Here is a 24,645-nt window from a genome sequence, read left to right on the forward strand (position 1 = left end):
TCCATGCTGCGACCGACAAATAAATTTGTCAAGACAATCGAAACTGTCGGTCGGCCCGTCGCCCCGGCCGCGTCGTCCCGGTCGCGTCGGCCTGATCGAGCCGTCCCGGTCGCGCGGGCGGGGTAATCCGCTCGCCCGTGGCCCGGACCGACGGGCACACTGCCGAGGACGTCCGCGAACACCCGCGCACCGCCAGGAGCAGGCATGACGACAGACCCGACCGCCGCCTCGGACCCCGTCCCGCAGGTCCGCGTCTCCGCCGGGGCGCTCCGGGGTCGGACGGAGGCGGGCGTGGCGGTCTTTCGCGGGGTGCCGTTCGCCGAGCCGCCGACGGGACCGCTCCGCTTCGCCGCCCCGCGGCCGGCCCGCCCCTGGGAGGGCGTGCGGCCCGCCGAGGCCTACGGTCCGCCCCCGCCCCAGGCCGAGGTATTCGGCATGGACGCGCTGGCGCGGCAGGCCCCGGGACCCGACTGGCTCACGCTCAACGTCTGGTCGCCCGAACCGCGTCCGGGCGCGGGGCTCCCGGTGCTGGTCTGGATCCACGGCGGCGCCTACAGCATCGGCATGTCCGGTCTTCCCGAGTACGACGGCGCCCGCCTCGCCGGGGAGGGCGGGGTCGTCCTGGTGACCTTCAACTACCGCGTCGGCCTCGAGGGCTTCGGCTGGTTCGAGGGGGCGCCCGCCAACCGCGGCCTGCTCGACCAGGTGGCCGCGCTGGAATGGGTGCGCGACGAGATCCGCGCGTTCGGCGGCGATCCGGACCGGGTCACCGTCTTCGGCCAGTCCGCCGGGGCCGGATCGGTCGCCGCCCTGCTGGCCATGCCGCGCGCCGCCGGTCTCTTCCGCCGCGCCGTGGCCCAGAGCGTCCCGGGCACGTTCTTCACTCCGGCGCTGGCGGCCGACGTCGCCCGCGCCTGCGCCGCCGAGCTCGGGCTCCGGCCGACCGTCGCCGAACTCGCGGCGGTGGACCCGGAGCTGCTGTCCGCCGCGGGCGACGCGGTAGCCGCCGACACCGGCTCCTTCACCGGACGCTGGGGGCGGCCCGCGCACCGGTCGATCCCCTTCGCCCCGGTCGTGGACGGTGACGTGCTGCCGGTCACCCCCTGGCAGGCGCTGGCCGACGGCGCGGCGCGCGGGATCGACCTCCTCGTCGGACACACCCGGGACGAGCAGCGGCTGCTGACCGCACTCGAGGGCCTGCTCGGCCAGGTGACGCCCGAGCAGGCGGCGGCGACGCTCGGGATCTTCGCACCGGCCCCGGGCGGCGCACCCGGGTTCCGCGCGGCGCATCCCGGCGCGGGTCCGGACGAGCTCTACGAACTGGTGCTCTCGGACTGGCTGTTCCGCATGCCGAGCCTCCACCTCGCCGAGGCGCAGACCGCCGGCGGGGGGCGCGCCCATCTGTACGAACTGACCTGGTCCGCACCGGGGATGGGAGGCCTCATGGGGGCCTGCCACGGCTTGGACGTGCCCCTCGTCTTCGGCAACCTCGACCGGGGCCAACCCGCCGCGCTGATCGGCGAGGCCCCCTCCGCCGAGGCGGAGCGGCTGTCGGCCGCGATGCGTGCGGCGTGGACGGCCTTCGCGGCCCACGGCGACCCCGGCTGGCCCCGGTACGACGCCGAACGTCGGCTGACCCGGATCTTCGGCGCGGGACCGTCCGTCGTCGCCTATCCGGAGGAGAGCTCCCGGCGCCTCTGGCGGGAGCACGCCTTCGCCCCGCTCCCGCTCGTCGACGGATAGCGGCCGAGCCCCGGGGGCCGCCGCCCTTTCACGCGGCCGCGGTCGGCACCGCCTCCGGGTCCTCGGCGGGGTCCGGTGGACGGAGCCGGCCCGCCGCCCAGAGGCCTCCGGCGATCATGAACAGGGCGCCGACGGCGAAGATGCTGTCGATGGGGCCGAAGTGGACGCCCGCGACCCTGACGCTCAGTCCGCGCAGGGCCGTGCTGGCCAGGAAGCCGGCCAGGGCCATGGTGATCAGCGAGGCGAGCTGCTGCACCGGGCCGATGACGGTGACCACCCGCCCGAGCAGCCGCTGCGGGGTGACCGCGAGCAGCATCGGGCCGATCACCACGTTCACCGCACCGACCGGCAGACCCAGCACGGCGATCACGGCGACGGCCGCCGGAAGGTTCGTCAGCCGGGAGTAGCCGAGGATCACCACGCCTGTGGAGACCAGGCAGAGCCAGTACATCCGGGTGTCGCTGAGGCGGCGCGCCAGCGCCCCCGCGAGCAGCGCGCCGACCAGGGTGCCGACCGCGAACGCCGCCCCGAGCGTGCCCAGCCAGGAAGCGGCCGAGTGGAGGTTGTCGGTCACGAAGAACACGTCGAGGACGTTCAGCGCGCCCACGCCCAGCGTGTAGACGCAGACCGAACCCAGCAGCGCCGTCAGCACCCTGTTGCGGACGAAGAAGGAGATCCCCTCGCGGAAGTCCGCCAGGAAGGTCGACCAGGGCCGGTCGGCGGGGCACTCGACGGCTTCCGTGCGCAGCGACCTGACCAGGAGGAAGGAGCAGAGGAACGAGAGCGCGTTGAGGATCAGGGCCCACTGCACGCCGACGCCGAACAGCAGCGGTGCGGCCAGCGCCGGGCCGACGATGCCCGCGGCGCTCCCGGTGGCCTGGGAGAGGCTGAAGGCCCGGGTGCGGTCCTGCTTGGGGATGGCCGCCGCGATGATCGCGAGCCGGGCGGGGTTGAAGAACTGCGAGGCCCCGGCGGCCAGGGCCACCACCGCGTAGACGAGGGCGAGCCTGAGCCCCACCGGCAGGCGGGCGCCGGTCGCGGGGATCACCAGCAGCGCGGCGATCAGCGCGGCCCGCAGCGCGTCCATGGCCAGCATCAGCCGGCGGCGGTCCCAGCGGTCGACGAACACGCCCGCCACCGGCCCGATCAGGAAGACCGGCAGCGCCGCCGCCATCAGCACGCCGCTGACCGCGGCGGGCGCCCAGGTCTGACCCTTGGCGATCACGGTGCCGACCCACAGCAGGACCGTGGTGTCGAAGACGAAGTCGCCGACCACAGAGATGCCCTGGCCCAGCCAGAGTCTGTGCCAGTTGCGGTTGGCGCGCAGCCCGCCGGCGGGCGCGGCCTGCGGGGTGAGGGTGTCGGTCATGTCGTCGCCTCCGGGGTGTGGGTGAGGGCGGCCAGCAGAAAGCCCTCGGCGGGAGCGGTGCGGGCGGGCCCGGTCAGCCGGTCGAGGATCCGCTTGGCGTCGACCTGGACCCCGTGGTCGGCGACGCGCTGCGACAGCCGGGCCGCGAGGCGGCCGGCCCGTGCGGCGGCCTGGTCGGCCAGCGCGCCGGGGTCGGCGCGGTGGAAGCCGTAGGGCAGGCACTCGCGCAGCGGTTCCTCCTCCAGCGGCTCCGCGAGCAGCTGACGGACGATCATTCCCCAGGTGACGGGCTTGAGTCCGACGGAGAGATGGACCGAGGCCTGGTCGGTCGCGGTGCCCACGTGGGTGAAGCCGCGCGGGATGTAGAGGCACTCGCCCGCCCGCAGCACCACGTCGAGCAGCGGCTCCCGCTCGACGTCCGTCTCGCGTCCCGGGACCCACTCCGCCACCGGCCAGCGGCGACGCGGACGCCCGATCCGCCAGCGCTTGGAGCCGTGGACCTGGCGCAGCAGCACGCTCGCCGTGTCGTAGTGCGCGGCGACCCCGCGCGCTCCGGCGGGGGTCAGGAACGCCGCGCTGTAGGTGCGGAAGCCGGTCTCCCCGGTGACCTCGGCGCACAGGTCGGCCACCGTCGGCCAGTACGTCTGCACCTCCTCCAGCACGAGGGTGGCCCCGGCCGCCAGCTCGCGTGCCACCGCTGCGGCGTCGACCAGCGGTTCGCGGGCGGCGGACGCCCGCTCCCTGCGCCGGGCCACCCCCGCGACGGGCAGCTCGGCGCCGTCGCGGAAGAGCCGGATCGAGGGCAGCGGCAGGCCGCCCTCCTGGAGCAGCCGCTCCACGAGGGCCAGGCCGAAGACGTCGTCGAAACCGCCGAGTCCGGTGGCGACGAAGGGCTCCGCCTCCCAGTGGGACCGGAGCAGGTCGGTCGGACCGGTCAGCCGGTGCAGGGCCGGAGGCCGGATCTCCGCCACGGCGTTCACACCCCGGCCGGTGCGCGGCGCGGCCCCGGCCTGACGGCCAGGGCCGCGGAGACCCGCGCGAGCGCCTCGGCCAGCTGCGACTCCAGCCGTTCCGCCGCCGCGAGGTCGACCGGCGCCGCGGGCCCGTCGGCGGGCCCGTCCAGTCGCAGCCGCAGGCCGCGCGCCAGCGCGCTGTCGCCGCCCGGGTCTGCGGCGACCAGCGCCTTCCGCATCAGCTCCTCCCCGCGCCGCTCCTCCCCCGCGAGCAGCAGCGCCGCGCCGAGGACGCCCTGCCAGCGCGGCACCGTCAGCGGCGACGCCCAGGGCCCCTCGGCCGCGGCGGCGGACAGGGCCGCGTCCAGCCGGTGGGCGAGCCGCAGCGCCGCCGCCCGGCCGCCGCCCGGGCCGGTGTGGAAGGCGTGCGCGACGCCGTGCAGCCCGCGGACCAGGGCGAGCCGGCGCTCCTGCGTCGTGCCGGCGCCCAACTGCTCGGCGGTGGGCGGTCGCTGCGCACCGGGCCGGGCCGCCCAGGGCGTCTCGGCGGCGTGCTGGAGCCCGGCGGCGGTCAGTCCGGGCCAGAGCACGCCGAACCTGGCCGCCTGGTCCAGGAGTTCCTCGATCCGGCCGCGCCGCAGCAGGATCTTGCAGGTGTCCGCGACCCGGATGTTGCGGGCCAGCAGCCGGACCCGGCGTGCGAGCAGCGGATCGGGTTCGACGTCCTGCGGGAACCACTCGAGCTCGGCCGTGTGCACGTCCTGCCCCGCCGCGACCCGCTCCAGGGCCGCCAGCCCGGCCAGGCAGTGGTCCAGGCTGCCCGCGTAGCCCTCGATGCGGAGCAGGTTGACCTGCGGCTGCAGCGCCAGGGCGGCCGAGCGGGGGCGGTGCGGTCCGGGCGGACAGCTGCGGGCGAAGCCGACCTCGGCCCGGCACAGCGTCCGCGCGGCGTCGAGCCTGCCGCGCCGGAAGAGGACCAGCGACAGGAGGTTGGCGGCGACGAAGAGCGGCTCAGGGTCCGCGCCGGACGGCTCCCCCATCTCCAGCACCCGCCGCACGGCCGACGCGTCGTCGTGCGGAACCCGCTCCTCGTCCGAGAGCAGGCCCAGCCAGTTCGGGGGCGGCGCGGTCGCGACGCGGTGCGTCGGCACCACGGCAAGGGCGGCGACGGTGATGGGGTCCGGGCTGGAGTCCTGGCTCATGGTGAGGCGACCTCTTTCGTCGGGAGCGCGCCGGTGGTCCGGGCGGTGTGGGCGTCGACGGCGAGCAGGCGACGCCACACGCCGAGGGCGGTCGCCTCCTGGGTTCGGTTCAGGCCCATCCGGTTGGCGTGCAGATGCAGGACGGCGGCGGTCTCCGGCAGGCCGGCACAGGACCGGTAGGCCTCGGCCGGGGCGTTCCAGTGCCCGGCCGCGTCCTCAAGGCGGTCGCGCACCGGGCCCGGGGCGTCGCGGCCGGCCGTCAACGCGGCGCGGTGGGCCCGGAACTCTCCGGCCCCGGCCTCGGCCGTGCCGGAGCGGGCGGCGAGTTCCCTCCGGTCGTCCAGGTCGGGGAGCAGCAGCCGGGAGAGGCGGTCCAGGCTCAACGCCGTCAGCAGCGTCCGGTCCAGCCCGGCCTGGGGCGATGTGGCGTGGGGTGACGTGGCCCGGGGCGGGGCGGAGCAGCGCGTCAGCAGGCCGAGGACGGCGGCCGAGTCGGCGCAGAACAGCCGCTCCGCGTGGCCGATCGCGTCCGGGCCGCCGTAGCGGTCGGTCTCGGGGCGGTAGGTGCGCAGGGCGATGTCGGTCACCGGCAGGGCGCGGGCCGCCTCCCTGGCCCAGGCGAGGAGCGCGTCCGCCGTCCGGTGCCCGCAGCGGACCCGGAGCCGGATCTCGTCGGCCGGGTCGGCGTAGCGGAGGAAGAAGCACGCCTCCGGGCCCAACTCCTCGGCGAGCCGCCGGAGCGGGCCGGTGAGCAGGGCGTCGTGCAGTCCGGCGGCCAGCGCCAGATGGAGCGCGAACCAGCCGTCGCCCGGCGGTCGGGCGCGGCGGAGACCGGATGCGGGCGCGGCGGCCGGGGTCGCCGCCGGCGCGGCCGTCCGGTCGGCGAGGACGGGGAGGACGACCTCCATGGCGTAGCGCTCGCCCCCGGCGTCCGTGAGGACGTCGTGCCCGGGGAGCGGCAGGGCCTCCTCCAGCAGCACGCCTGCCTCCCCCGAACGCCGGAGCGCGGCGCGCAGTTGGGCCAGCGAGACGGCGCTGTCGAGATCGAGCAACAGGTGCCCCGAGCCCTCCACCAGCCGGACGTGACGCGGGGCCATCCAGACGCCGGCCCACTCCCCGACCTCCGCCGCGAACTCCTCGCCGGTCGCCGGGAGGACGAGCCGCCAGCGGGCCGGGGAGAGCACCAGCGCGCCCCGGCCGAGCCGGGGCAGGAACGGGCCGAGGGCGGCGCGGCCCCAGTCGAAGGGCGCCGGGTGCCGGAACTGGTTGGCGCTCGCGTCGAGCAGGAAGCGGCAGACCGGCGGAGCCAGTCGCAGGGACAGTCCGTGCGACTGGGTCAGGTGGAGCCGCTGCCCGAGCCGGGCGCTGAAAAGTGCGAACCGGCCGGCCTCGACGCCCACCAGCACGTCCGCCAGTTCAAGCGCGCCGCTCGGGTGGACCACCGCGGGCAGGTCGACCGCGAGTTGGCGGGTCCGCCAGAGATCCGCGCCCGTCACGTCGGCCGCGCGGGCCGCGCGGGGGCGGTAGCAGAGCTCGGCGAAGGCGTAGCCGGGCGCCGCCGCCTCCTCGGCCCGGACCACGGCGCGCAGGCCCCGGCGGGTGGCCGGGTCGAGCAGGTCGGTGAACCGGCCCCAGCCCACCCCCGTGGGCACCGCCCGCGGCCCGCTGAGCACCCCCTGCCAGGGCGCGTCCGCCCGGCCTGGCTCCCGGCCCGCGCGCAGGCAGATGTCCACGCCGGGCAGCGGCGGCCTGGGGTCGCGCTCACCGGGCGCCAGCCGGGCCAGCAGCGCGTCGTCGAGCTCGACCCGGGTCCTGCGCTCGGCGAGGGCACCGGCGACCAGACCCGCCAGCAGCGTTTCGCGGGCAAGGTCGGACGCTGCGGGCGGTTCGCCGCCGAGGGCGCGCAGCGCGGTCAAGGTGTGCACCGCCTCCAGCGCCGGTACGCGGGCCGACGTGCCGAAGTGGCGGCGGAACACCGTTGCGGCCTGGGCGAGATCGGCGGGGTAGCGGCTGCCGCGGCCGATCAGCGCGAGCACGGACGCCGCCTCCTCGGCCAGCGTCGCCAGCGCTGGATCGACGGTGGGCGCGGCGATGTCGGCGACGGACGCCACCCGCAGGTGGGAGGCGGCCTCGCCGGCGGGTCGGCCGCCTCGCCGATGCAGGCCGGCCGCCGCGTCCAGCTCGGGAAGCGCGGCCGGGTCGGGGGCCGCGTTGAAGCGGGCGCAGAGGTCGAGGACGGCCTTCGGCGCGCCCGCCTCGCGGGCGGGGTCCGCGACGCCCGCCGTGCGGCGCAGCACGCCGAGCCGCAGCAATTGCTCCACCAGCCGCCTGGCGCTTGCCGGTTCGGCGGCCGGATAGCGCTCGGCCAGCAGGGCTTGCAGCGTTCCCGCGGTCATCGGGCTCTCGGCGACCGCGCCCAGCAGCAGCTCGACCGGGGCGCTCCGGCGCAGCCAGCGCGGCCGGCCGGAGCCCTGTGGCTCCAGCCACAGATGACCGTCCGTCACGTGCAGCAGGGAGGCGGCCACGATGCCCACGTCCTCCACGTCCGCCGCGCCCGCCGACCAGGAGGCGTCGGGGCTCACCCTGGCCCGCAGCGGCCCGTCGAGCCGGGGCGCGGGACCGCGGGCGACTCGCGCGCCGACGACCCCGGCCAGCAGGCCGAAGGGCGTCGGCCGGGTGCCCATCCGGTTGAGGTAGCGATCGAGCGCCAGGGCGACGCGGGGCCGGTACAGGGCGTCCTCGGCTCCGAGGGCCTGGGCGAGCGCGGGAGCAGCCTGCCGGATCGCGGCGGCGGTCCGGCCGCTCCGCCAGCGCCGGGCGAGCAGGGCGCGGTGCGTCGCCGGCCAGGCGGGATCACCCACCGGGCAGGCCGCCAGCAAAGCGGTGACGGAATCGACGGAGAGCGCCGGAACGCGCAGCAGCGCCGGGCCCGCCGCGCGGTAGCGAGGAGCCCCCTGGGGCGGCTGCGGTGTCATGGGGCGCACATCGCCCTGTCTTTTCTGCGGCATCCTTCTCGGCCGTCCCCTCTCGCGGGAATTCAGGGGCGTCGCAGGAATTCGGGGACGGCTGCGCCCGGAAATGCGTGCGGGAAATCGGCCGTGCGCGCCGACGGTCCGTACCGGACCGCCGACGCGCGACCATGCGGCGCCGGCGTCGGATCAGAGAGCGGAGTGGCAGCCGAAGTTGATGTCGGTGAAGCCCTCTTCGCCCTCGACGTCGGCCGAGTGGCCCTCGACGTCGGCGTCGGTGGCCAGCTCGGCCTCGGCGGCCGCGGCGGCCAGTTCCTCGACCTCGGTCTTCTCGGGCTCGTTCGACATGAATCCTCCCGGGGATCGGTGGAATGTAAGGCCCCCCATTGTGGCCCATTCATATTCTTTCCCCCGACTCCCCTCCCGTCAATAGAGAATGCCGGGGACAATCAATATCCGGCGCCCCGGAAAAGGGAATGCCGAATATTCTCGGGAGATGGAATTCTCCCGAGATCGGCGAGCGCTTCCTTTGTTCGCGGAACTCTTCTCCCGCTGTTTCAGACGGCCGGTCGCACCGCCCCTCTCGCCGCCGCGGCCGCGTCGAGCGCGGCCTCGGCCTCCCGTTCCCTCTCCTCGGCGCCGCTGCGACGGGCCAGCCGGAGGCAGCCCGCGAGCGGCAGCAGGCGTGCGCCCGCGCCGCGCACGGCGCCGATCACGTCGAGCGCACGGCGCAGCTGCTCCCGCGCCACGTCACGGTCACCGGAGAGCGCCCGCACCTGACACTCCAGCAGCTCGGCGTCCCAGCCGAAGGCCGGAGCGGGGAGTTCCGGCGCGGCCGGGGCGCTGCCGGTGCCGGAGGCCGGCTCCGCGGAACGCTCCAGCACCCAGGCCGCCGCCCGGCAGCGGGCCGCCGTCGCGTCGGCGCCGAGCCCCAGGTAGACCTCCGCCGCCTCGCGCAGCTCCGCCGCCGCCTCCGACAGTTCCCCGGCGTACTCGGCCACCGCGCTGCGGAAGCGGTGCAGTCCGGCCAGTCCGGCGGGGTGCCCGACTCCGGCGAACACCTCGGCCGCCCGGTCGAGCAGGCCCCGCGCGCCCGCACCGTCCCCGGCGGACTGCCGCAGCAGCGCCTCGGAACAGCCGACCAGCGCGTGGAGCACCGGCGCGTCCGCGGTGTCCTCGCCCAGACCCCGGCAACGGCGCAGCGCGTCGTCGACCGGCCGGTCGCCGTAGGCCAGGCAGAGCGACAGATTGGCGTGGATCTCGGCGGTACCGAGGCCGGGACCGGTCCGCCGGACGCCGTCGTGCGCGCGCAGCAGCAGCCGCTCAGCCCGCGGGTAGTCGCCCGAACCGATCGAGTCCAGCCCGGCGAGCAGCAGCAGCCTGGCTTCCGAACGCAGGTCGCCCGCCCGTTCGGCGGGCTCCCGCGCCGAGGCCAGCGCCTCCGGCCCGGCCGGGCGCAGCGCCAGCTCGTTGGCGAGCAGTTGGAAGGCGGCCGCCGGATTGGCGGCGGCGGGGACCTCCGCCTTCATCGCGTCGATCAGGCGCAGCGCCTCGTCCGTCCGCCCGCAGGCGGCGAGGGCGTAGCTCTCGATGGACGCGATCTCCAATGTCAGCGCGGGCTCGGCGGATCCCAGCCGACGAGCCCGCGCGACGAGTTCGACCGCCTGGCGGACGTCGCTGCGGCCCACCGCGCAGCGGGCCGCCGCGACCAGGCAGCCCGCGGCGAGCTCGGCCGCCGCGAGTTCCTCGGCCGAACCCGGACGGAGTTCACGCAGGCAGGCGTGGGAACGCTCCGCATGGACCGCCGCCGGGTCGAGCGCGGAGGGGGTGTCGGCCGCGCGCCGCTGCAGATGCCGCGCCACGGCCGCGTGGACGGACGCCCGGTCGGCCAGCGACGACTGCGCGTAGGCGACCTGGGCCGCGCTGTGGCACTCGTAACGGCGACCGCCGCCCGCGGAGCGCCGCTGCTGCCTCGGCGCCAGCCCCAGCGCGGTCAACTCGGCCAGCGCGTCGCCGAGTTCGCCGGGTTCCAGGCCGCAGGTCGCGGCCAGCGCGGCCGATCCGACCGAGGTGCCCCAGGCCCCGAGACAGGCCAGGACCCGCCGGGAGGCCGGGGACAGCGCCTCGATCCTGGCCCCGAGCGCGGCGCTGGCCGAGGGGGCGACCAGATCGTCGATCCCGTCCGCGGCGAGCGCCGCCAGCTGTTCGAGGAAGAGCGGGTTCCCGCCGGCCCGGTCCACGAGCGCGTCGGCGTCGGCGTCGGCGCCGACGAAGTGCAGTTCCAGGTCGGGGACGGACCGTTCGGCCCGACCTGGCCCGGCCCTGAGCAGGCCGAGCAGCCTGCGGCTGTGTTCGGTGGAGAGCGGCCGCACGGTGAAGGCCGGCGCGACACCGTCCGTCCCGCGGACACCGCCGGGCACCTCACGCCCCGCGAGTACGAAGACGACCGAGCCGCCCGACCCGGTCGGGCCGGCCGCCGGAACCGTGCCGTCGACCACCTCCCACAGGGCGTCAGGAGCCCACTGGGCGTTGTCGACCAGCAGCACCACGGCCCGCTCCCGGCTCAACGCGGCCAGGCGCTGCCCGATCCGCCACCTGACTTCGGCCGTCGAGGCGGCGGGCCCCGGCCGGGCGGTCCCGGCGGCCGGAGCGGCTCCGCCGCGCTGGAGCGCCGCGAGGTCCCGGTCCAGCTGGAGCAGCCGCCACAGCCCCTGCTCCCGGTCGTCCCTGTCGCAGTCGACCGGCAGCACCAGGGCCTGGTCCAGCTCGGTCGATCCCTCCAGGCGGCGCAGCAGCGCGGTCTTTCCGCTGCCGACCTCGCCGTCCACGGTGATCACCGACCGGCCCGCCGTCCGCAGCCGCACCGCCAGCTCCGCCCGCACCCTGCCGAGCAGGTCCCGCTGGTTGACGAAGGGCGCGGCGGGCAGCGGCTCCTGCGCGCCGGACGCCACCGTCCAGGCCTGCAGCGCGGTGTCGAAGCCCTTGGCCGTCACCGGGGGGACCTGGTCGCAGCGGACCTGGTCGCGCACCAGCAGCCAGGTCCTGACGTCGATCAGCGCGCCGCCGACCGGCGCCGCGCTCTGCAGCCGGGCCGCGCGGTTCATCACGGCCCCGATGGCGAAGGAGGAGTCCCGGTCGGCGAGTACGACCTGCCCCGAGGCGACGCCGAACCTGACGGTGAGCCGGATGCCGTGCCCGTCCTCCGCCACGGCCTCGGCGTCGGACCTCGCCAGGCCGTCCAGCGCGGCCCGCACGGCGCGCAGCGCGTCGTCGTCGGCCGGCCGGTCCGCGCCGAAGACGCCGACCACCGCGTCGCCGATGAACTTCTCCACGCGTCCGCCGCAGCTCTCGATCGCGGCGCGCATCCTCGCGAAGTAGCGGTCGAGGACGCCGTGCCAGACCTCCGGGCTGAGCCGTGTGGCGAGCTGCGTCGAGCCGGAGATGTCGCAGAAGGCGACGGTCACGAAGCGCAGCCCCATCGGGGTCCGCTTCGGGGTGCCGACGGGCGTCCCGCAGGTCATGCAGAAGCGGGCGGCCTGCGGCAGCGGGGTGGCGCAGCCGGGGCAGTCCCTTCCCCCGTGGCGCGCCGCCGGATCGTTCGCCGGATCGTGCGCCGGGGTCACCACAGCAGCGCGCCTCCCTCGATGCCGTGCGCCTCGACGTCCGCGCCCGCCTCGTCGAGCCGGCGCTTGACATCCACCAGGAGCGCGATCTCCTGGTCGCTGAGCGAGGTCAGGACGGTCAGCTGCTCCTCGGTCGCGTACGCGAGGTCGAAGCCGAGTCCGATCAGGCGGTCCAGGTCGGCCATGGTTCCTCCGTGGGGGTGTGCGGGCGGCTGCCGGGAGCCGCCCCGGCGAGGATGGCGGCGACGATCTCGGTCAGTCCTGACGCGCTGGTCGTCGCGGCGCTCAGCAGCAAGCGGTGACCGTCGGCGTCCAGGTCCAGGGAGTCGAGGAAGTCGCCGAGGCGGTCGCCGTGGTCCCGGTCGAGACCGGCGTGGGCGCGCAGGGCACGGAAGGCCGAGGCCGGCAGACCGGTACGGCGGGCGAGCGCGTCGGCGGTGCCGGGGGCGGGCGGGTACCACTCCAGCAGGGCGATGTGGCCGAGCAGCCCCAGCGGGTGGACGTGCCGGATCCAGTACCCGGGCGCCCCGGCGAAGCGGGCGACCGCGCCGCCTGGCAGGGCGCGGCGCAGTTCCTCCTGGTCGCCGCCGACCGCCGCGTAGTCGGCGAGCAGCCAGCGGTCGTGGCCGTGCTCCTCCCGCAGGTGCGCGGCGAGCCAGGGGGCGAGCTCCGCGCTGACCGGGTCGTCGCGGCGGAGGCACTCGGCGAGGGCCTCGGCGATCAGCGGCTCGGTGGCGCGGACGATCTGATAGGCCGTCCGCAGCCAGCACCGGTAGCGCGCGGCGTCGGCGTCCGGGGACCACAGCCGCGCGCCGGCGAGCGTGACGGCGGGCGCCAGCTGGTCCAGGGCCGCGCGCAGCCGTCGTCCCGCTCCGACACGGGCGGCCGCGCTCATGGCCCGGTCCCGTCGACGCCGGCTGCGCCGGCCACCGCTCCCGCGACCGCCGCCGCGACGGGCGAGGCCGCGACCGCGTCGTGGGCCGCCCAGCAGGCCCCGCAGACGCTCGGGTAGCGCCCCGCCGACAGTCGCTCGAAGCCCGGCAGTCCGCTCAGTGCGCCGGGTCCGGTCCGCGCCATGATCCGCAACAGCGGGTCGGCCAGGAAGGCGTCCAGGGCCTCGCCGAGGCCGCCGCCGGAGCGCCGCAGCGCAGCCGGTCCGCTTCCGGTGATGACCTGCTCGTTGCAGCACCCGGTGACCGTCCCGTCGTGGCGCACGGTCGCCGCGGACGCGGGCAGGCACGGTCCGAACTCCGTGACGCGGCGTCCCGCCGCCGCCGGGAGGAGCCGGGCGGCACGCCCGAAGGGCAGCAGCCGGGTCGGATGCAGCTCGGCACGTTCTGCCCAGTCGGGGCCCAGACGCTCCGCCAGCAGCCGCTGCGCGCGCTCCCGCTGCCCCGGTCGGTCGATCAGCTGCAGCACGACGCGGCAGCCGGCCGCCGCGACCGCGTCCACGGCCTGCCCCAGCCGGTCGGGGCCGAGCCGGTCCGCGTGATAGGCGTCGACGCCGAGGAAGACCGTGGACACGCGCGCGAGCACGCCGCGGATCCAGGAAGGCACCGGCCCGGGTCCGGCCCAGTGCCCGCTGGTGAAGACCACCACCGCCAGGCCCGCGTCGGCCAGTTCGCGCACCGACAGGGTCAGCCCGCGGCGCTCGGCGAAGGGCTCTCCGCCGGACACCGCGACCACGCGCAGTCCCGGCCGGGTGGCCAGCGCCGAGACCAGGGCCGCGAACCCGGCCGGGTCGGCGAGGGCGGGCGCCTGCTTCCGCGCGGACACCGAGCAGTGGGCGCAGCCGACCGGGCACCGGTCGGTCAGGTAGAGCAGGACGCTCGCGCCGGGAGTCCGTCGCAGCACCATGATCTGATCGAGGGTCAGCTGTTCCGGCACGGCTCCCCGCTCCAACCGAGTTCCGTCAGGTGGGCGTAGCGGGCCAAGGCCCCGCGTGCCGTGGCCAGCAGCCGCGGCGGCCGGTCGGTGAGCAGTGTCGCGACGGCCGCCTCGGTCCGGGCGCCGCCCTCGGACCGCAGGTGGGCGGCGGCACGCGCGGCGGTCCCGCCCGTGGACAGGCGCAGACAGACGGAGCAGGGGTCCGCGCCTTCCGGCACGCCTCCCGCGTCCGCGAAGCGTTCGCCGGTGGCGACCGGGCCGAGCATGCGCACCGATCGCAGCACCGGGTCGCCGAGCAGACGCGCGCGCAGGGTGCGCCAGGAGTCGCGGGAGGCCTGGCCGAGGGCCAGATGGGCCGGCGCTTCGGTGCGGACCAGGCTCTGCCGGGTGCAGGCGTACACCCTGCCGTCCACGTCGACGAGCGGCCAGGCGGCGAAGGGACAGGGCATCGGCCGCAGGTCGCGCGCGGCGCCCTCGACCGCCCGGCCCGGGGGCAGCAGCGCGGCCGCGCGCCCGGTGGGCCGGACGGCGCCGACGAGCATCGGCACCCGGTCGCCGAACCGGGCCCGCACCTCGGCCACCAGAGCCTCGGTGTAGGGATCCGGCTCGGCTCCGCGCCCCGGCATGGCGGTGATGTGCAGGCTCACCGCGGGGACCAGCTCCAGCAGTTCCGACAGGGCGGCGAACACCTCGCTCCGGCCGACCTCGCGCTCGTGCGCGGCGTCGACGCTGGCCGCGAGGTGGTCGAGCCCGGCGGCGGCCGCCCGCACCGCCGGTGGGACGCGGCCCCCGCCGCGGGCGAAGAACATGCCGGTGAGCAGGGCCGTCCTGGTTCCCGCCCGCCGCGCGCCCCGGACGAGGTCGCGGACCAGGGTCGGACGCAGCAGCGGCTCACCGCCGGACAGCAGCAGCGCGTCCGGTCGACCGCCCCCGGCGTCGGCCTCGAAGGAGTCCACCAGCCGTCGGAACGGCTCGCCGGAGAACTGCGGGCTGCCCATCGTGGAGTCGGTCGAGCAGTGGGCGCAGCTGAGCGGGCAGCGGCCGGTCAGGGCGAACATCAGGCCGGCGCCCGGACGGGCGCCGAGCGTCAGGAGTTCCGCGAGATGCACGGCTCACCTCCTCGGTCGGTGGGGCGTCAGCGCTCCGCGTCGAGCAGGTCGGCGACGGCCGACAGCAGCGCCGTCACCTGGTCGGCGCGCGGTCCTGCGGCCGCGGCGGCGGCCGCGGCGATCCGGCCCAGCGCCGCCTCCCCGGCAGCGGAGGACGGCCCGGCGCCGCCCGTGCCGCTCCCCCGTGAGGCGAGCGAGAGCGCGAGCACGGACGCGCTCTGGTTGGCCAGTTCGGTCAGCAGGTCCATCGCGTCGAGGTCGCCGATGCCCACGACGGTGGGGTCGAGCACCTCCAGGACGCCGAGGATCTCGCCCGCGTGCTCCATCGGCACGGCCATGATCACGTCCGGGACCAGTCCGGTGCTCTCCGCGAAGCCGCGGTCGAAGCGGGAGTCCTCCGCCACGCCCTTGACGATCATCGGTTCCCCGGTGTTGGCCACCCACCCGGCGATCCCGTGGTCCCCCGGAATGGTCACCCCGACCAGCCGGTCCTCGCCGACCCCCGAGGAGGCCTCGAAGACCAGCGTCCCGTGCTCGACGTCGCGGACGAAGACGGAGGCGGCGGCCGCGGCGAAGCTGAGCCTGGCCAGCCGGACGGTCGAGCGCAGGATCTCGTCGAGCTCGGCGCGGCTCATCGCGGCCCCCTCGGTCCGATGTTGTCGGCGGTCGCGGTCAGGACGTGACGCAACTGCGGCGTGCGGAAGCCCGGATGACGCTCCAGGATGCGGGCGCACAGGCCGGTGATGTGCGGGGCGGCGAAGCTGTTGCCGGAGACCCGCCGGCTGACGCCGCCGACCCAGGGGACGGGGACGTCGACGCCGTGGGCGAAGAAGTCCACCGGCGGGGCCGGGTTGGACTCCACGTGGACCGGGTCGGACACCGCGTGCGCGCCGACCGAGATCACCGAGGGGAACCGCCACGGGTAGCTGTCCACCGGGCTGTTGTGGGCGGCGGAGACCAGGGTGACGCCGGCGTAGTAGGCCTGGTCGGCGAGGTCGTGCAGACGCTCCTTGAACAGCTCGCGCCGGGTCGACAGGCTGACGTTGACCAGCGCGAACCGCTCGGTGACCGCCCACTCCAGCGCGCTGAGCAGGGCCTCGCCGTTGCCGCGCAGGGTACCGCCGAGCACCCGGACGCTGGTGAGCTCGCAGTCCGGGGCCAGGCCGCGGACGATGCCGGCACAGGCGGTGCCGTGTCCGGCCACGTCCCCCAGCTCGTCCCCGGCGACGACCCACCGCTCCTCGGCGGTCAGGGTGGCGGCGAAGAGCCGTACCTCGTCCCCGACCTGCGGGCTGGTCGGGTCGACCCCGCTGTCGACGATGCAGACCCGCACACCCCGGCCGGTGGCCGGTCCCCAGGCCCAGTCGCGGTCCACCGGGTCCGGCGCGGCGATGGCCGCCGGGTCGCAGGTCCGGCCCGCCGAGGTGTGCGCGAACCTGATGGTGCGACGCGGCGCGCTGTCCACCGCCCCGCTCATCCCCGCACCACCGGGGTGCCCGCCGCGGCCTCGACGGGCGTGCAGCCGAGCCGTCGCGCGGCCAGGTCCATCCGCGCCGCCCAGTTGAACCTGACGCTGGGGCACGGCAGATGGCCCTCCCGCCAGAGCTTGGGGCAGGAGCCGCCGCAGACGGGCAGGATCGGGCAGCGGGAACACTGCGCGTCGCCCGCGCCCACCTGCTCGTACCAGTCGTCGAACGCGCCCGCGGGCCGCACCGCCGAGGCGCTGAGCTCCTCGACCCTGGCCACCACGCCGCTGTCCCTGGCTCCGGGGACCAGCGGGTGCTCCGAGCAGGAGTAGATCCGGCCCTGCGGGTCGATGATCTCCCCGGAGCGGGTGGTGGCGACGCAGGTCGTCGCGACCGGGCTGGTCGGCAGCGGCGCGAAGCCGAGTCCGAGCGCCTCGGCCAGACGCAGCCACTCCGCCTCCCGCGCGGCGTAGTCGCGGGCGGCGACCTCGACGGCGGAGACGTCGTTCCCCCAGGAGTGGACCGGGGTCAGGTGCAGGGTCACCTGCGGGTGGTTCAGGCCGAGCGCGGCCAGGTCGTTCATCAGATCCGTGACCTGGTCCTCGTTGTCCTGGTCGATGTTGACCCTGATCCCGAGCCGGAGCCCCGGCGCCCGTCCCCCGCGCAGTACCTCGGCGAGTACCGCGACGGTGCGGTCGAAACTGCCGGCGCCGTTGCGTCTGAGCCGTCTCCGGTCGTGCGTCCGCTGCGGCCCGTCCAGCGTGAGCTCGACCGCGTTCAGCGCCCACTCGCGGTGCAGCTCCTCCAGCGTCCGCACGGTCAGCAGGCTGCCGTTGGTGGCCATCCTGGCGCCGTAGGGCTTTCCGGTCCGCGCCGCGGCGGCGGTGAAACGGGCGCTCATCTCCCTGATCACGCGCAGGGCCAGCAGCGGCTCGCCGCCGAACCAGGTCACGGTGACCCGGCTGGTCCCCGGGTCCTCGAAGAGCGCCTCGACCCGGCGCGCGGTGCGGTCGGCGCGGACCTGGTCGTGGGCCGCCTTGAAGTGCTCCTGGCCGCAGTAGCTGCAGGCCATGTTGCAGTAGGAGGTCGGCATGACGGTGACCGAGCGGGCGCGCCGGTCGTCGGAGGTGGTGCGCAGTCCGCCGGTGACGGAGCCGAGTTCGTCCTCGGTCCGGTCCACGACCGCACGGAGTCCGGCCAGTCTGGCGAGCTCGGCCCGGTCCAGCCCGGCCAGGTCGCCCGAGCGCAGGGCCGCGGCGGAACGCGGGTCCAGCCGTACCAGCGAGGCGCTGCGGGTGGCGTAGCCGAACCACACCTCCCCGCCGCCGACGTCCCGGTAGGGGTGCTCGCCGAGCAGCAGGTAGCGGCTGCGGACCAGGTCCCCGGCGGCCGGGGCGGGAGAGAGGGTCATGGCGTCAGTTCCTCTCGGCTTCGCTCGTCGCCTCGCCTGTTCTCGTGCGTCTCGCGGGCCGCGCGGGCACCGGCGGAACCGCCGTCCAGTCGGCCCGGGCGGCCAGCACGATCCGCAGGTCCGCCGAGCCGGCCGGCCCGCGGCGGGCCTCGTCGGCCGTCAGGCACAGCCCCACCTCGGGCCGCCCCGCGGCGAGCGGCCGGCACCACGCCTGCCGCAGTCGGTCCACGCCGTGGACCTCCACCGCCCGCCTGAGAAAGCCCTCGGTGTGCGGGTCGGGGCAGTCGAGGCGGGTCACCCTGCCCCCGGTCAGCTCCAGGCGCACCGGGCGGCCGCGCAGCGGTCCGCCGAGCCGTACCGGGCGGTTGACCTGCAGCGTTCCCTCGGCGACGAACAGGCCCTCGGCCTCGTCCACCTCGATGCGCACCGCTCCGGCCGGAAGGGTCAGCAGCTCACCGGCCACCGGCGGGCCGGGGTCGACGACCGCCGGGCGGTCGTCCCGCCGGGCCAGCTGCAGCGCGCGGCCGTCGCCGGTCAGCACCCGCAGGCGGCCCGCCGCCGAGGTCGCCGCGCACAGCACCGCCAGCCGTTCGGCGCGCGCGTCCGGATCCTCCCAGCCGGGCAACGGGCCGCCGGGGCGGTCCTCGTCCGCCGGGAGCTGCGCGGCGATCAGCTGCGGCGGCAGGCCCAGAGCCGCGAGGTCGACCGGCGCTCCGCCGAGCAGAAGGACCAGCCGGCGCCCGGCGCCGGATCCGGTCTCCGGCTCCGCCGCGAGCTCCCGCAGCGCGGAGCGGACCCGCCGTCCCGGCGCGGGGGCCTCCCCGGGCGGCAGGGCGACGAGGCGCACCAGCGCTCCGGAGCGCCGCGCCGTCGCGGTGAGGCGGACGGCGGCCTCCTTCAGGTCGGCGGTGAAGACGACCACCAACAGGTCACCGGCCGCGAGCCGGAGCCCGCGGTCGAGCAACGAGGCGACAGCGGCACGGAGTTGGATGTCCGGCGCGGTCGAGGACGCGGCCGTGGGCGCGCTCGGGGGCGCGGCGGCGCGTCCGGCCACGGCGCCGGCCAGGCGGGCGTTCGGCAAGCTCAGCACTCCAAGGTGTCCAGAAACCGACGGTGGTGGGTTGGTCACTCTGGCGCAACGGGCTCCGCTGTGGCATGTTCTGGCCACGGTGGGGCGGAGTGGGACGGGGCTCGGCACAGCAGGACCGCTCGAAGGCAGCCGGTCCGGGCGGGCTGGTCAGAGCCGGTGGAGTCCGGCTCGCGGTGGGCTCAGTTCACCGCCGTGAACAGGTGGCTGTCCAGGATCGGGTCCTGGCAGCAACGTGCATGTCCACAAGGTGCAAAGCCGTTCGTTCCCGTCCTTGCTTCCGGGGGTGCCACGTGGCGGACCAAGTGCAGCCCGACCTGACTCCGCTGCTCGACGAGGCGGCGGTCCACCTTTTCGGCCGCGCGGTCATGCAGGGGTACGTGGACCGGACCGCGGAGGGTTCGGGCTCCGCCGAGGCGGACGCCAGGTTCGAGCGGGCCTGCGACGTGCTGGTCCGACTCCGGCTGCTGCGCCCGGTCGCCGGTCGCCCCGGGGTCCTGGTGCCGATGAGCCCGGAGATCGCCGCGGCCACCGTGATCGCGCCGCTGCAGGCGGGCATCGCCCGGACCGGCGCGCAGATCCAGTCGATCAGGGACGAGCTCGGCTCGCTGATGCCGCAGTACCTGGCCGCGCACCGGCCCCCGGCGGAACAGGAGGCCTGCCTGCTCCTCCCTGACGCCGCCGCCACCGCGGGCGTGCTGGCACAGGAGGCGGCGCGCTGCCGTGAGGAGGTGCTGGTCGTCAGGTCGGCGGACCCGGATCCGACCGGCGCCGACCCGGACGAGCTGGGCCGCGATCTCGCGATGCTGCGCCGGGGCGTGCGGCTGCGCCTGCTCGGCCGTCCGGCAGCGGGCCCCGGCGCGCAGGAGCGGATCAGGACGCTGGTGGCGGCGGGCGCGGAGTTCCGCACCACACCCGAACTGCCGGGCTGGACCACGGTGTTCGACCGATCGGCAGCCCTGGTGCCGCGCCCCGACGGCGGCGAGGAGGGCGCGCTGCTGATCCGCGGCCGGGGACTGGTCGGCTACCTCAGCCAGGTCCTCGACCGGCTCTGGGCCACCGCGGCCCCGCACGGCGCGGCACGCGAGGTCGCCGCCGGCGAGCTGCTCAACTCCGGCCTGCGCCGCGCGCTGGTGCGACTCCTGGCCGAGGGCGTCAAGGACGAGATGATCGCCCGAAGACTCGGCGTGTCACTGCGCACCTGCCGTCGGCACGTCGCCGAGATCCTCGACGGCCTCGGCGCGGACAGCCGCTTCCAGGGCGGCGTCCTGGCCGAACGCGCCGGGCTCCTCCCCCGCACCCCCGCGCCCTGACCCGAACCGCCCCCACCGCGAACCGCCCCTGCTGCCCCGAGCCGCGCCCGTCCGGCCCGGCTCACCCCACTCCGCCCCGCCCCGCCCCGCCCCGCCACGGTCCGCCACGGTCCGACCAGGTCCGTCCGCTGCGCCCCGGTCCGTCCCGGGAACGCCCGCCTCGGACCGGACGGTGCTCCGCGCCGTCGCGCCGCCGTCCGGGCCCCCACCTGCGCAACGCGCGTCACCCTGCCGATCCGTCAGACAACACCGCAGGTCGGGACAGTTGTCACGGCCTCCCGGCGAACTGGGCGTCACCGCCTGCCTCCGGGCCGGGCGTTGCCTCGCGTTCACCAGGAGTCCGTCAAAAGTGAGGATCATCTTCCGCAACCTCTTGTCGCGGCCCCGACCACTCGCTAGCGTTCACGCCCAGCTGCCACCCCGACAAAGGGTGGCCACTGGAACCGCCCCGCTCCGCCTGCACGATCCGCCGCCGGGTCACCCCCTCTGCGCGGCGGCCGCACGCCTGGTCCGCCGCCCGCGGTCCACCGATCCGGGCGACACCCGTTCGCCGAGGTACTGCCTTCATCAAGGAGAACCACGTGATCAACCCGTCCACCGCCCGCCGCTCCGTCCGCACCGGCGTCGCCCTCGCCGCCGGCATCACCCTGGCGATAGCCGGGTCCTCGGCCGCCCTCGCCGCCACCTCGCAGCACGCCGCGGCTTCGGCCGCCCCGGCCGCGTCGCAGGCGCACCGCCACGGCGTCTTCCCGACCCGCGGGCAGAGCGCCCAGGCCCACACCGCGACGAAGTCCCGCACCAACCCCAAGACCCTGTCCTACGGCGGCGGCGTCGACGGCATCGGCGTCCAGAGCGGACACTCCAAGGTCTACCTGGTCTTCTACGGCACGCAGTGGGGCACCCAGACCACGGACGCCAACGGCAACGCGAAGTTCAGCGGCGACGCGGACGGCGCGGCGAGCGCCGCGCAGCAGATGTTCAAGGGCATCGGCACCAACGGCGAGACCTGGTCGGCCGACCTGACCCAGTGGTGCGACGGCCCGAACGTGGCCAAGGGCGCGACCAGCTGCCCGGCGAACGCCAACTTCATCCCGTACCAGACCGGCGGCGTGCTGGCCGGCGTCTGGTACGACAACGCGGCCGCCTCGCCTGCGAAGGCCACCGGCCACCAGCTCGGCCAGGAGGCGGTCAACGCCGCGAGCCACTTCGGCAACACCACCGCCGCGGCCAACCGCGACGCCTACTACGTCATCCTCTCGCCCCACGGCGTGAACCCGGACGACTACCAGAACCCGACCACCGGCTACTGCGCCTGGCACGACTGGAACGGCGACACCACCCTGACCGGCGGCGCCGTCACCTCCCCCTACGGCGACATCGCGTTCAGCAACCAGCCGTACAACATGGACCTCGGCGCCTCCTGCGGCGTGAACTTCGTCAACTCCAACGGCACGCTCGACGGTTACACCATGACCCTCGGCCACGAGTGGCACGAGATGATGTCCGACCAGAACCCGGCGGGCGGCTGGACCAACCACACCAGCTCCTCCTACAGCGGCCAGGAGAACTCCGACGAGTGCGCCTGGCTGGCCCCGGGCACCACCGGCGGCGCGGCCAACGTCTCCTTCGGCACCTTCGGCACCTTCGCCGAGCAGGCGAGCTGGTCCAACGACACCAACTCCTGCGCCATCACCCACGCGATCCTTCACTGATCACCCACAGTGCGCCGCGGCCCGTGGACCTTCCCGAGGGGTCCACGGGCCGCGGCCACGTTCACCGCAGGCCCGCAAGCCCGGCCGCGCGGGCGAGGACCTCGCCGAGCATGGCGGGGGTGAGGATGCCGGTGGAGACGTTGCGCCGGCTGGGGTGGTAGCAGCCGACCAGGTGCAGGCCGCGACCGCCCGCCAGGTCCGGGAGCAGGACCTCGGCGCCGTGACCGAAGCGGGGGCGGGGGCGCGGCAGCCGCAGTCCCGCGTGCGCGAGCACGGGCAGCAGGGCCTGCCAGCCGAAGCCGCCGAGCACCACCACCGCCCGCAGGGTGGGCCGCAGCAGTTCCAGCTCCCTGGCCAGCCAGGGACGGCAGGTGTCGCGCTCGGTCACGGTCGGCGTGTTGTCGGGCGGCGCGCAGTGCACCGGCATGCTGATGCGCACCCCGTACAGCTCCAGTCCGTCGTCACGGCGCACGGCCGAGGGCCGCGAGGCCAGCCCGAGGGCGTGCAGCGCGGCGTAGAGCACGTCGCCGGACGGGTCCCCGGTGAAGGCGCGGCCGGTGCGGTTCCCCCCGTGCGCGGCCGGGGCGAGGCCGACGATCGCGAGCGAGGCGTCCGCGGGGCCGAAGCCGGGCACCGGCCGGGCCCAGTACTCCCACTCCCGGTAGGCCCGCCGCCTGACCCGGCCGACCTCCTCCCGCCAGGCCACCAGCCGCGGGCAGGCCCGGCAGGCGACCAGCGCGGAGTCGAGCTCCAGCAGGTCGCGGGCGTGGGCGGCGCGCCTGAGCGGGAAGCCAGGGGCGGTCTCTTCGTCCGCCATGCCCGCTCCTCTCCCTGCGCCCCCGCCTGCGCCGACTCTCCCTGTGCCGCGCCCCGTGATGACCCCCCTCGATAGGCTGGGAGGGTCCACGGACGCTGCCGGAAGGAGGCGGTCACGGTGCCGAAGGTCACCTGCCGCCGAGTCTACGAGGACCCCTCCCCCAAGGACGGGACGCGCGTCCTGGTCGACCGGATCTGGCCGCGCGGCATGCGCAAGGAGGACGCGCACCTGGACGAGTGGCTGCGCGAGGTCGCCCCCTCCACCGAACTGCGCCGCTGGTACGGGCACGAGCCCGAGCGGTTCTCCGAGTTCCGCCGCCGCTATCTCGCGGAGCTGGACGACCCCGGCCGTCGCGAAGCCGCGGAGCACCTGAGCGAGCTGGCCGCCCACCGCCGGCTCACCCTTCTCACGGCCACCAAGGACCTGGAACACAGCCAGGCAGCCGTACTCGCCGAATGGCTCGCCGACGCCGTATAGACGCCGCAGAGCCCCATTCTTATATCGGACATTCCCGGTTATTAACCGCTTTTGCCGCAAGATGGCAAATCGTCCGCCCGTGCCGCATCCGGGCCCGGCGATTTCCCCTCCAGGTGACGAGTGGCCCCGGTCACACCCTTGTCCGGATGGGCATTTGGGACATCACGGACAGTTCTCCAGATCCGGATGATCATGTTCCGGATAGTCCCGCCCAAAGCGGACGCTTCTCGTTCGTGGACGAGCTTCGCCGAACGCCCTCCCGGGGGCCTTCCATATCCCGCGCGAAGCTATTGAGACCCAGGTCACGGCCCTTTTGTGGTGTGCCGCACTTTACCCGGGGTAACGCTTGCTCCTCGGCTGGCGACCGTGTGACGGTTCACGAGGCAGGCGGACAGAGAGCCTGCCGGGAGCCCGGTGATCGACGCGCATCGCGTCGACCGATTCACCGAAGAAACGCTCCCCTGCTCGGTCGGGCGAGTCCCGAGCCGCCGAGCGCGCGACTTCCTTCGCAGCGACGCCCCAGTGGCGTGCGCCTGGATCCGTGCGCCCTCGGCCCAGGGGCAGTTCCGTCGACATTGGAGTGTCATGCGCAACCGCATTCGTACGTCCCTTGCCAGCACCAACAAGCGTCTTGCCGCCGTGCGCCTCAACAAGCGCATCGCCGCCGGCGTCGGTGCCGCCCTCCTCGTGAGCGGCGCCGCGACCGGCACCGCCGTGGCCCTGACCGGCAACGACTCGCACTCGGCGACCCAGGCTTCCGCCGTGGCCAGCACCCAGGCCGCCGCCCGCGCGGCCACCGACGCCGCCAACCGCTCCGAGCAGCGCGCCGCCCTGAACGCCAAGGCCGCCGCTGACGCCAAGGCCAAGGCCGATGCCGCCGCCAAGGCCAAGGCCGCTGCCGCCGCCAAGGCGAAGGCCCAGGCGCAGGCCGCTGCCGCCGCCAAGGCCAAGGCTGCTGCCGCCGCCAAGGCGAAGGCGCAGGCGCAGGCCGCCGCGCAGGCCAAGGCCGCTGCCGCCGCCAAGGCCCAGGCCGCTGCCGCCGCCCAGGCCAAGGCCCAGGCTGCCGCCGCTGCCGCGAAGGCCGCCGCGACGCCGGTCTACTCCAACGACCTGAGCGGCTGGATCGCCCAGGCCCAGGCCATTCTGGCCGCCGACGGCGACCACGTGCCGCCGGCCGCCGCGATCAGCGCGCGCGCCATGACCGAGTCCTCCGGCAACCCGAACGCCATCAACAACTGGGACTCCAACGCCGCCGCCGGCACCCCGTCCAAGGGTCTGATGCAGACCATCGACTCGACCTTCGCGACCTACGCGCTGCCGGGTCACACCGACATCTGGAACCCGGTCGACAACATCGTCGCCGCGGTCCGCTACGCGAACGCCACCTACGGCGCCTTCGAGAACATCGCCTACGGCAGCAACGGTTACTGATAGCCCGGTCACCGCACCGCCGTCACGCCGCAGCCCGCCGGTACCGAACTCTCGGTACCGGCGGGCATGTGGCGTT

The 24,645-nt window shown here is 75.6% G+C and carries 20 protein-coding genes; 5 read left to right on the forward strand and 15 right to left on the reverse strand.

Features of this window, described 5'->3' with window-relative positions:
* The first annotated feature begins 204 nt into the window (after positions 1-204).
* Positions 205-1,743, forward strand: a complete 1,539-nt coding sequence (locus BS83_RS32885; RefSeq protein WP_037607078.1) for a carboxylesterase/lipase family protein — start codon at positions 205-207, stop codon at positions 1,741-1,743.
* Positions 1,744-1,771: 28 nt separating this feature from the next.
* Here BS83_RS32885 and BS83_RS32890 read toward each other — a convergent pair whose 3' ends face one another.
* The 14 genes from BS83_RS32890 to BS83_RS32950 all read right to left on the reverse strand — a co-directional run bounded on the left by BS83_RS32890 (position 1,772) and on the right by BS83_RS32950 (position 18,813).
* Positions 1,772-3,112, reverse strand: coding sequence for an MFS transporter (locus BS83_RS32890; RefSeq protein WP_051944461.1), 1,341 nt, complete (start codon positions 3,110-3,112; stop codon positions 1,772-1,774).
* Complete coding sequence (locus tag BS83_RS44490; protein ID WP_051944462.1) at positions 3,109-4,083, reverse strand: JmjC domain-containing protein; 975 nt, start codon at positions 4,081-4,083, stop codon at positions 3,109-3,111. Before BS83_RS44490 ends, BS83_RS32890 begins: the two co-directional genes overlap by 4 nt.
* A gap of 5 nt (positions 4,084-4,088) precedes the next feature.
* The gene (locus BS83_RS46785) at positions 4,089-5,267 is read right to left on the reverse strand and encodes a hypothetical protein (RefSeq protein ID WP_037607080.1); all 1,179 of its coding nucleotides are present in this window, start codon (positions 5,265-5,267) and stop codon (positions 4,089-4,091) included.
* On the reverse strand, positions 5,264-8,242 hold the full coding sequence (locus BS83_RS32905; RefSeq protein WP_037607082.1) for a thiopeptide-type bacteriocin biosynthesis protein: 2,979 nt from the start codon (positions 8,240-8,242) through the stop codon (positions 5,264-5,266). The genes BS83_RS46785 and BS83_RS32905 overlap by 4 nt, the downstream gene beginning before the upstream one ends.
* Before the next feature lie 183 nt (positions 8,243-8,425).
* Positions 8,426-8,584, reverse strand: coding sequence for a hypothetical protein (locus BS83_RS45930; RefSeq protein ID WP_157597421.1), 159 nt, complete (start codon positions 8,582-8,584; stop codon positions 8,426-8,428).
* 209 nt (positions 8,585-8,793) lie between these two features.
* Positions 8,794-11,862: an adenylate/guanylate cyclase domain-containing protein gene (locus BS83_RS42455; protein WP_051944463.1), complete on the reverse strand. Its 3,069-nt coding sequence runs from the start codon at positions 11,860-11,862 to the stop codon at positions 8,794-8,796.
* A complete protein-coding gene (locus tag BS83_RS32915; RefSeq protein ID WP_037607083.1) occupies positions 11,856-12,044 on the reverse strand; it encodes an aroma-sacti cluster domain-containing protein in 189 nt (62 codons plus the stop codon). Before BS83_RS32915 ends, BS83_RS42455 begins: the two co-directional genes overlap by 7 nt.
* Positions 12,023-12,754, reverse strand: a complete 732-nt coding sequence (locus tag BS83_RS32920) for an iron-containing redox enzyme family protein (RefSeq protein ID WP_051944464.1) — start codon at positions 12,752-12,754, stop codon at positions 12,023-12,025. The genes BS83_RS32915 and BS83_RS32920 overlap by 22 nt, the downstream gene beginning before the upstream one ends.
* Positions 12,751-13,746, reverse strand: coding sequence for a radical SAM protein (locus tag BS83_RS32925; RefSeq protein WP_037607085.1), 996 nt, complete (start codon positions 13,744-13,746; stop codon positions 12,751-12,753). The genes BS83_RS32920 and BS83_RS32925 overlap by 4 nt, the downstream gene beginning before the upstream one ends.
* On the reverse strand, positions 13,731-14,855 hold the full coding sequence (locus BS83_RS32930; RefSeq protein ID WP_051944465.1) for a radical SAM protein: 1,125 nt from the start codon (positions 14,853-14,855) through the stop codon (positions 13,731-13,733). The genes BS83_RS32925 and BS83_RS32930 overlap by 16 nt, the downstream gene beginning before the upstream one ends.
* Before the next feature lie 26 nt (positions 14,856-14,881).
* Positions 14,882-15,490: a GAF domain-containing protein gene (locus BS83_RS32935; RefSeq protein WP_051944466.1), complete on the reverse strand. Its 609-nt coding sequence runs from the start codon at positions 15,488-15,490 to the stop codon at positions 14,882-14,884.
* Positions 15,487-16,332 carry a S8 family serine peptidase gene (locus tag BS83_RS32940; RefSeq protein WP_084714511.1) on the reverse strand — a complete coding sequence of 282 codons (846 nt, stop codon included), beginning with the start codon at positions 16,330-16,332 and terminating at the stop codon, positions 15,487-15,489. The genes BS83_RS32935 and BS83_RS32940 overlap by 4 nt, the downstream gene beginning before the upstream one ends.
* Entirely contained in the window at positions 16,329-17,732 is a 1,404-nt protein-coding gene (locus BS83_RS32945; protein ID WP_037607086.1) for a radical SAM/SPASM domain-containing protein, read from the reverse strand. Before BS83_RS32945 ends, BS83_RS32940 begins: the two co-directional genes overlap by 4 nt.
* Before the next feature lie 4 nt (positions 17,733-17,736).
* Positions 17,737-18,813, reverse strand: coding sequence for a hypothetical protein (locus tag BS83_RS32950; RefSeq protein WP_157597422.1), 1,077 nt, complete (start codon positions 18,811-18,813; stop codon positions 17,737-17,739).
* Between the two features lie 299 nt (positions 18,814-19,112).
* Here BS83_RS32950 and BS83_RS32955 point away from each other — a divergent pair, with 299 nt between their 5' ends.
* Both BS83_RS32955 and BS83_RS32960 read left to right on the forward strand, forming a co-directional pair.
* On the forward strand, positions 19,113-20,132 hold the full coding sequence (locus BS83_RS32955; RefSeq protein ID WP_157597423.1) for a helix-turn-helix domain-containing protein: 1,020 nt from the start codon (positions 19,113-19,115) through the stop codon (positions 20,130-20,132).
* 581 nt (positions 20,133-20,713) lie between these two features.
* Positions 20,714-21,844 carry a hypothetical protein gene (locus BS83_RS32960; RefSeq protein ID WP_198035359.1) on the forward strand — a complete coding sequence of 377 codons (1,131 nt, stop codon included), beginning with the start codon at positions 20,714-20,716 and terminating at the stop codon, positions 21,842-21,844.
* Positions 21,845-21,905: 61 nt separating this feature from the next.
* Here BS83_RS32960 and BS83_RS32965 read toward each other — a convergent pair whose 3' ends face one another.
* Positions 21,906-22,661, reverse strand: a complete 756-nt coding sequence (locus tag BS83_RS32965) for a uracil-DNA glycosylase (RefSeq protein WP_037607089.1) — start codon at positions 22,659-22,661, stop codon at positions 21,906-21,908.
* Positions 22,662-22,778: 117 nt separating this feature from the next.
* On the opposite strand from BS83_RS32965, the gene BS83_RS32970 reads away from it, so the two are divergent.
* Together BS83_RS32970 and BS83_RS32975 are read left to right on the forward strand one after the other, a co-directional pair.
* Complete coding sequence (locus tag BS83_RS32970; protein WP_037607090.1) at positions 22,779-23,138, forward strand: DUF488 domain-containing protein; 360 nt, start codon at positions 22,779-22,781, stop codon at positions 23,136-23,138.
* Between the two features lie 585 nt (positions 23,139-23,723).
* Complete coding sequence (locus BS83_RS32975) at positions 23,724-24,569, forward strand: lytic transglycosylase domain-containing protein (RefSeq protein ID WP_051944467.1); 846 nt, start codon at positions 23,724-23,726, stop codon at positions 24,567-24,569.
* The last annotated feature ends 76 nt before the right edge of the window (positions 24,570-24,645 follow it).

The organism is Streptacidiphilus rugosus AM-16 (assembly GCF_000744655.1).
GTDB lineage: Bacteria > Actinomycetota > Actinomycetes > Streptomycetales > Streptomycetaceae > Streptacidiphilus > Streptacidiphilus rugosus.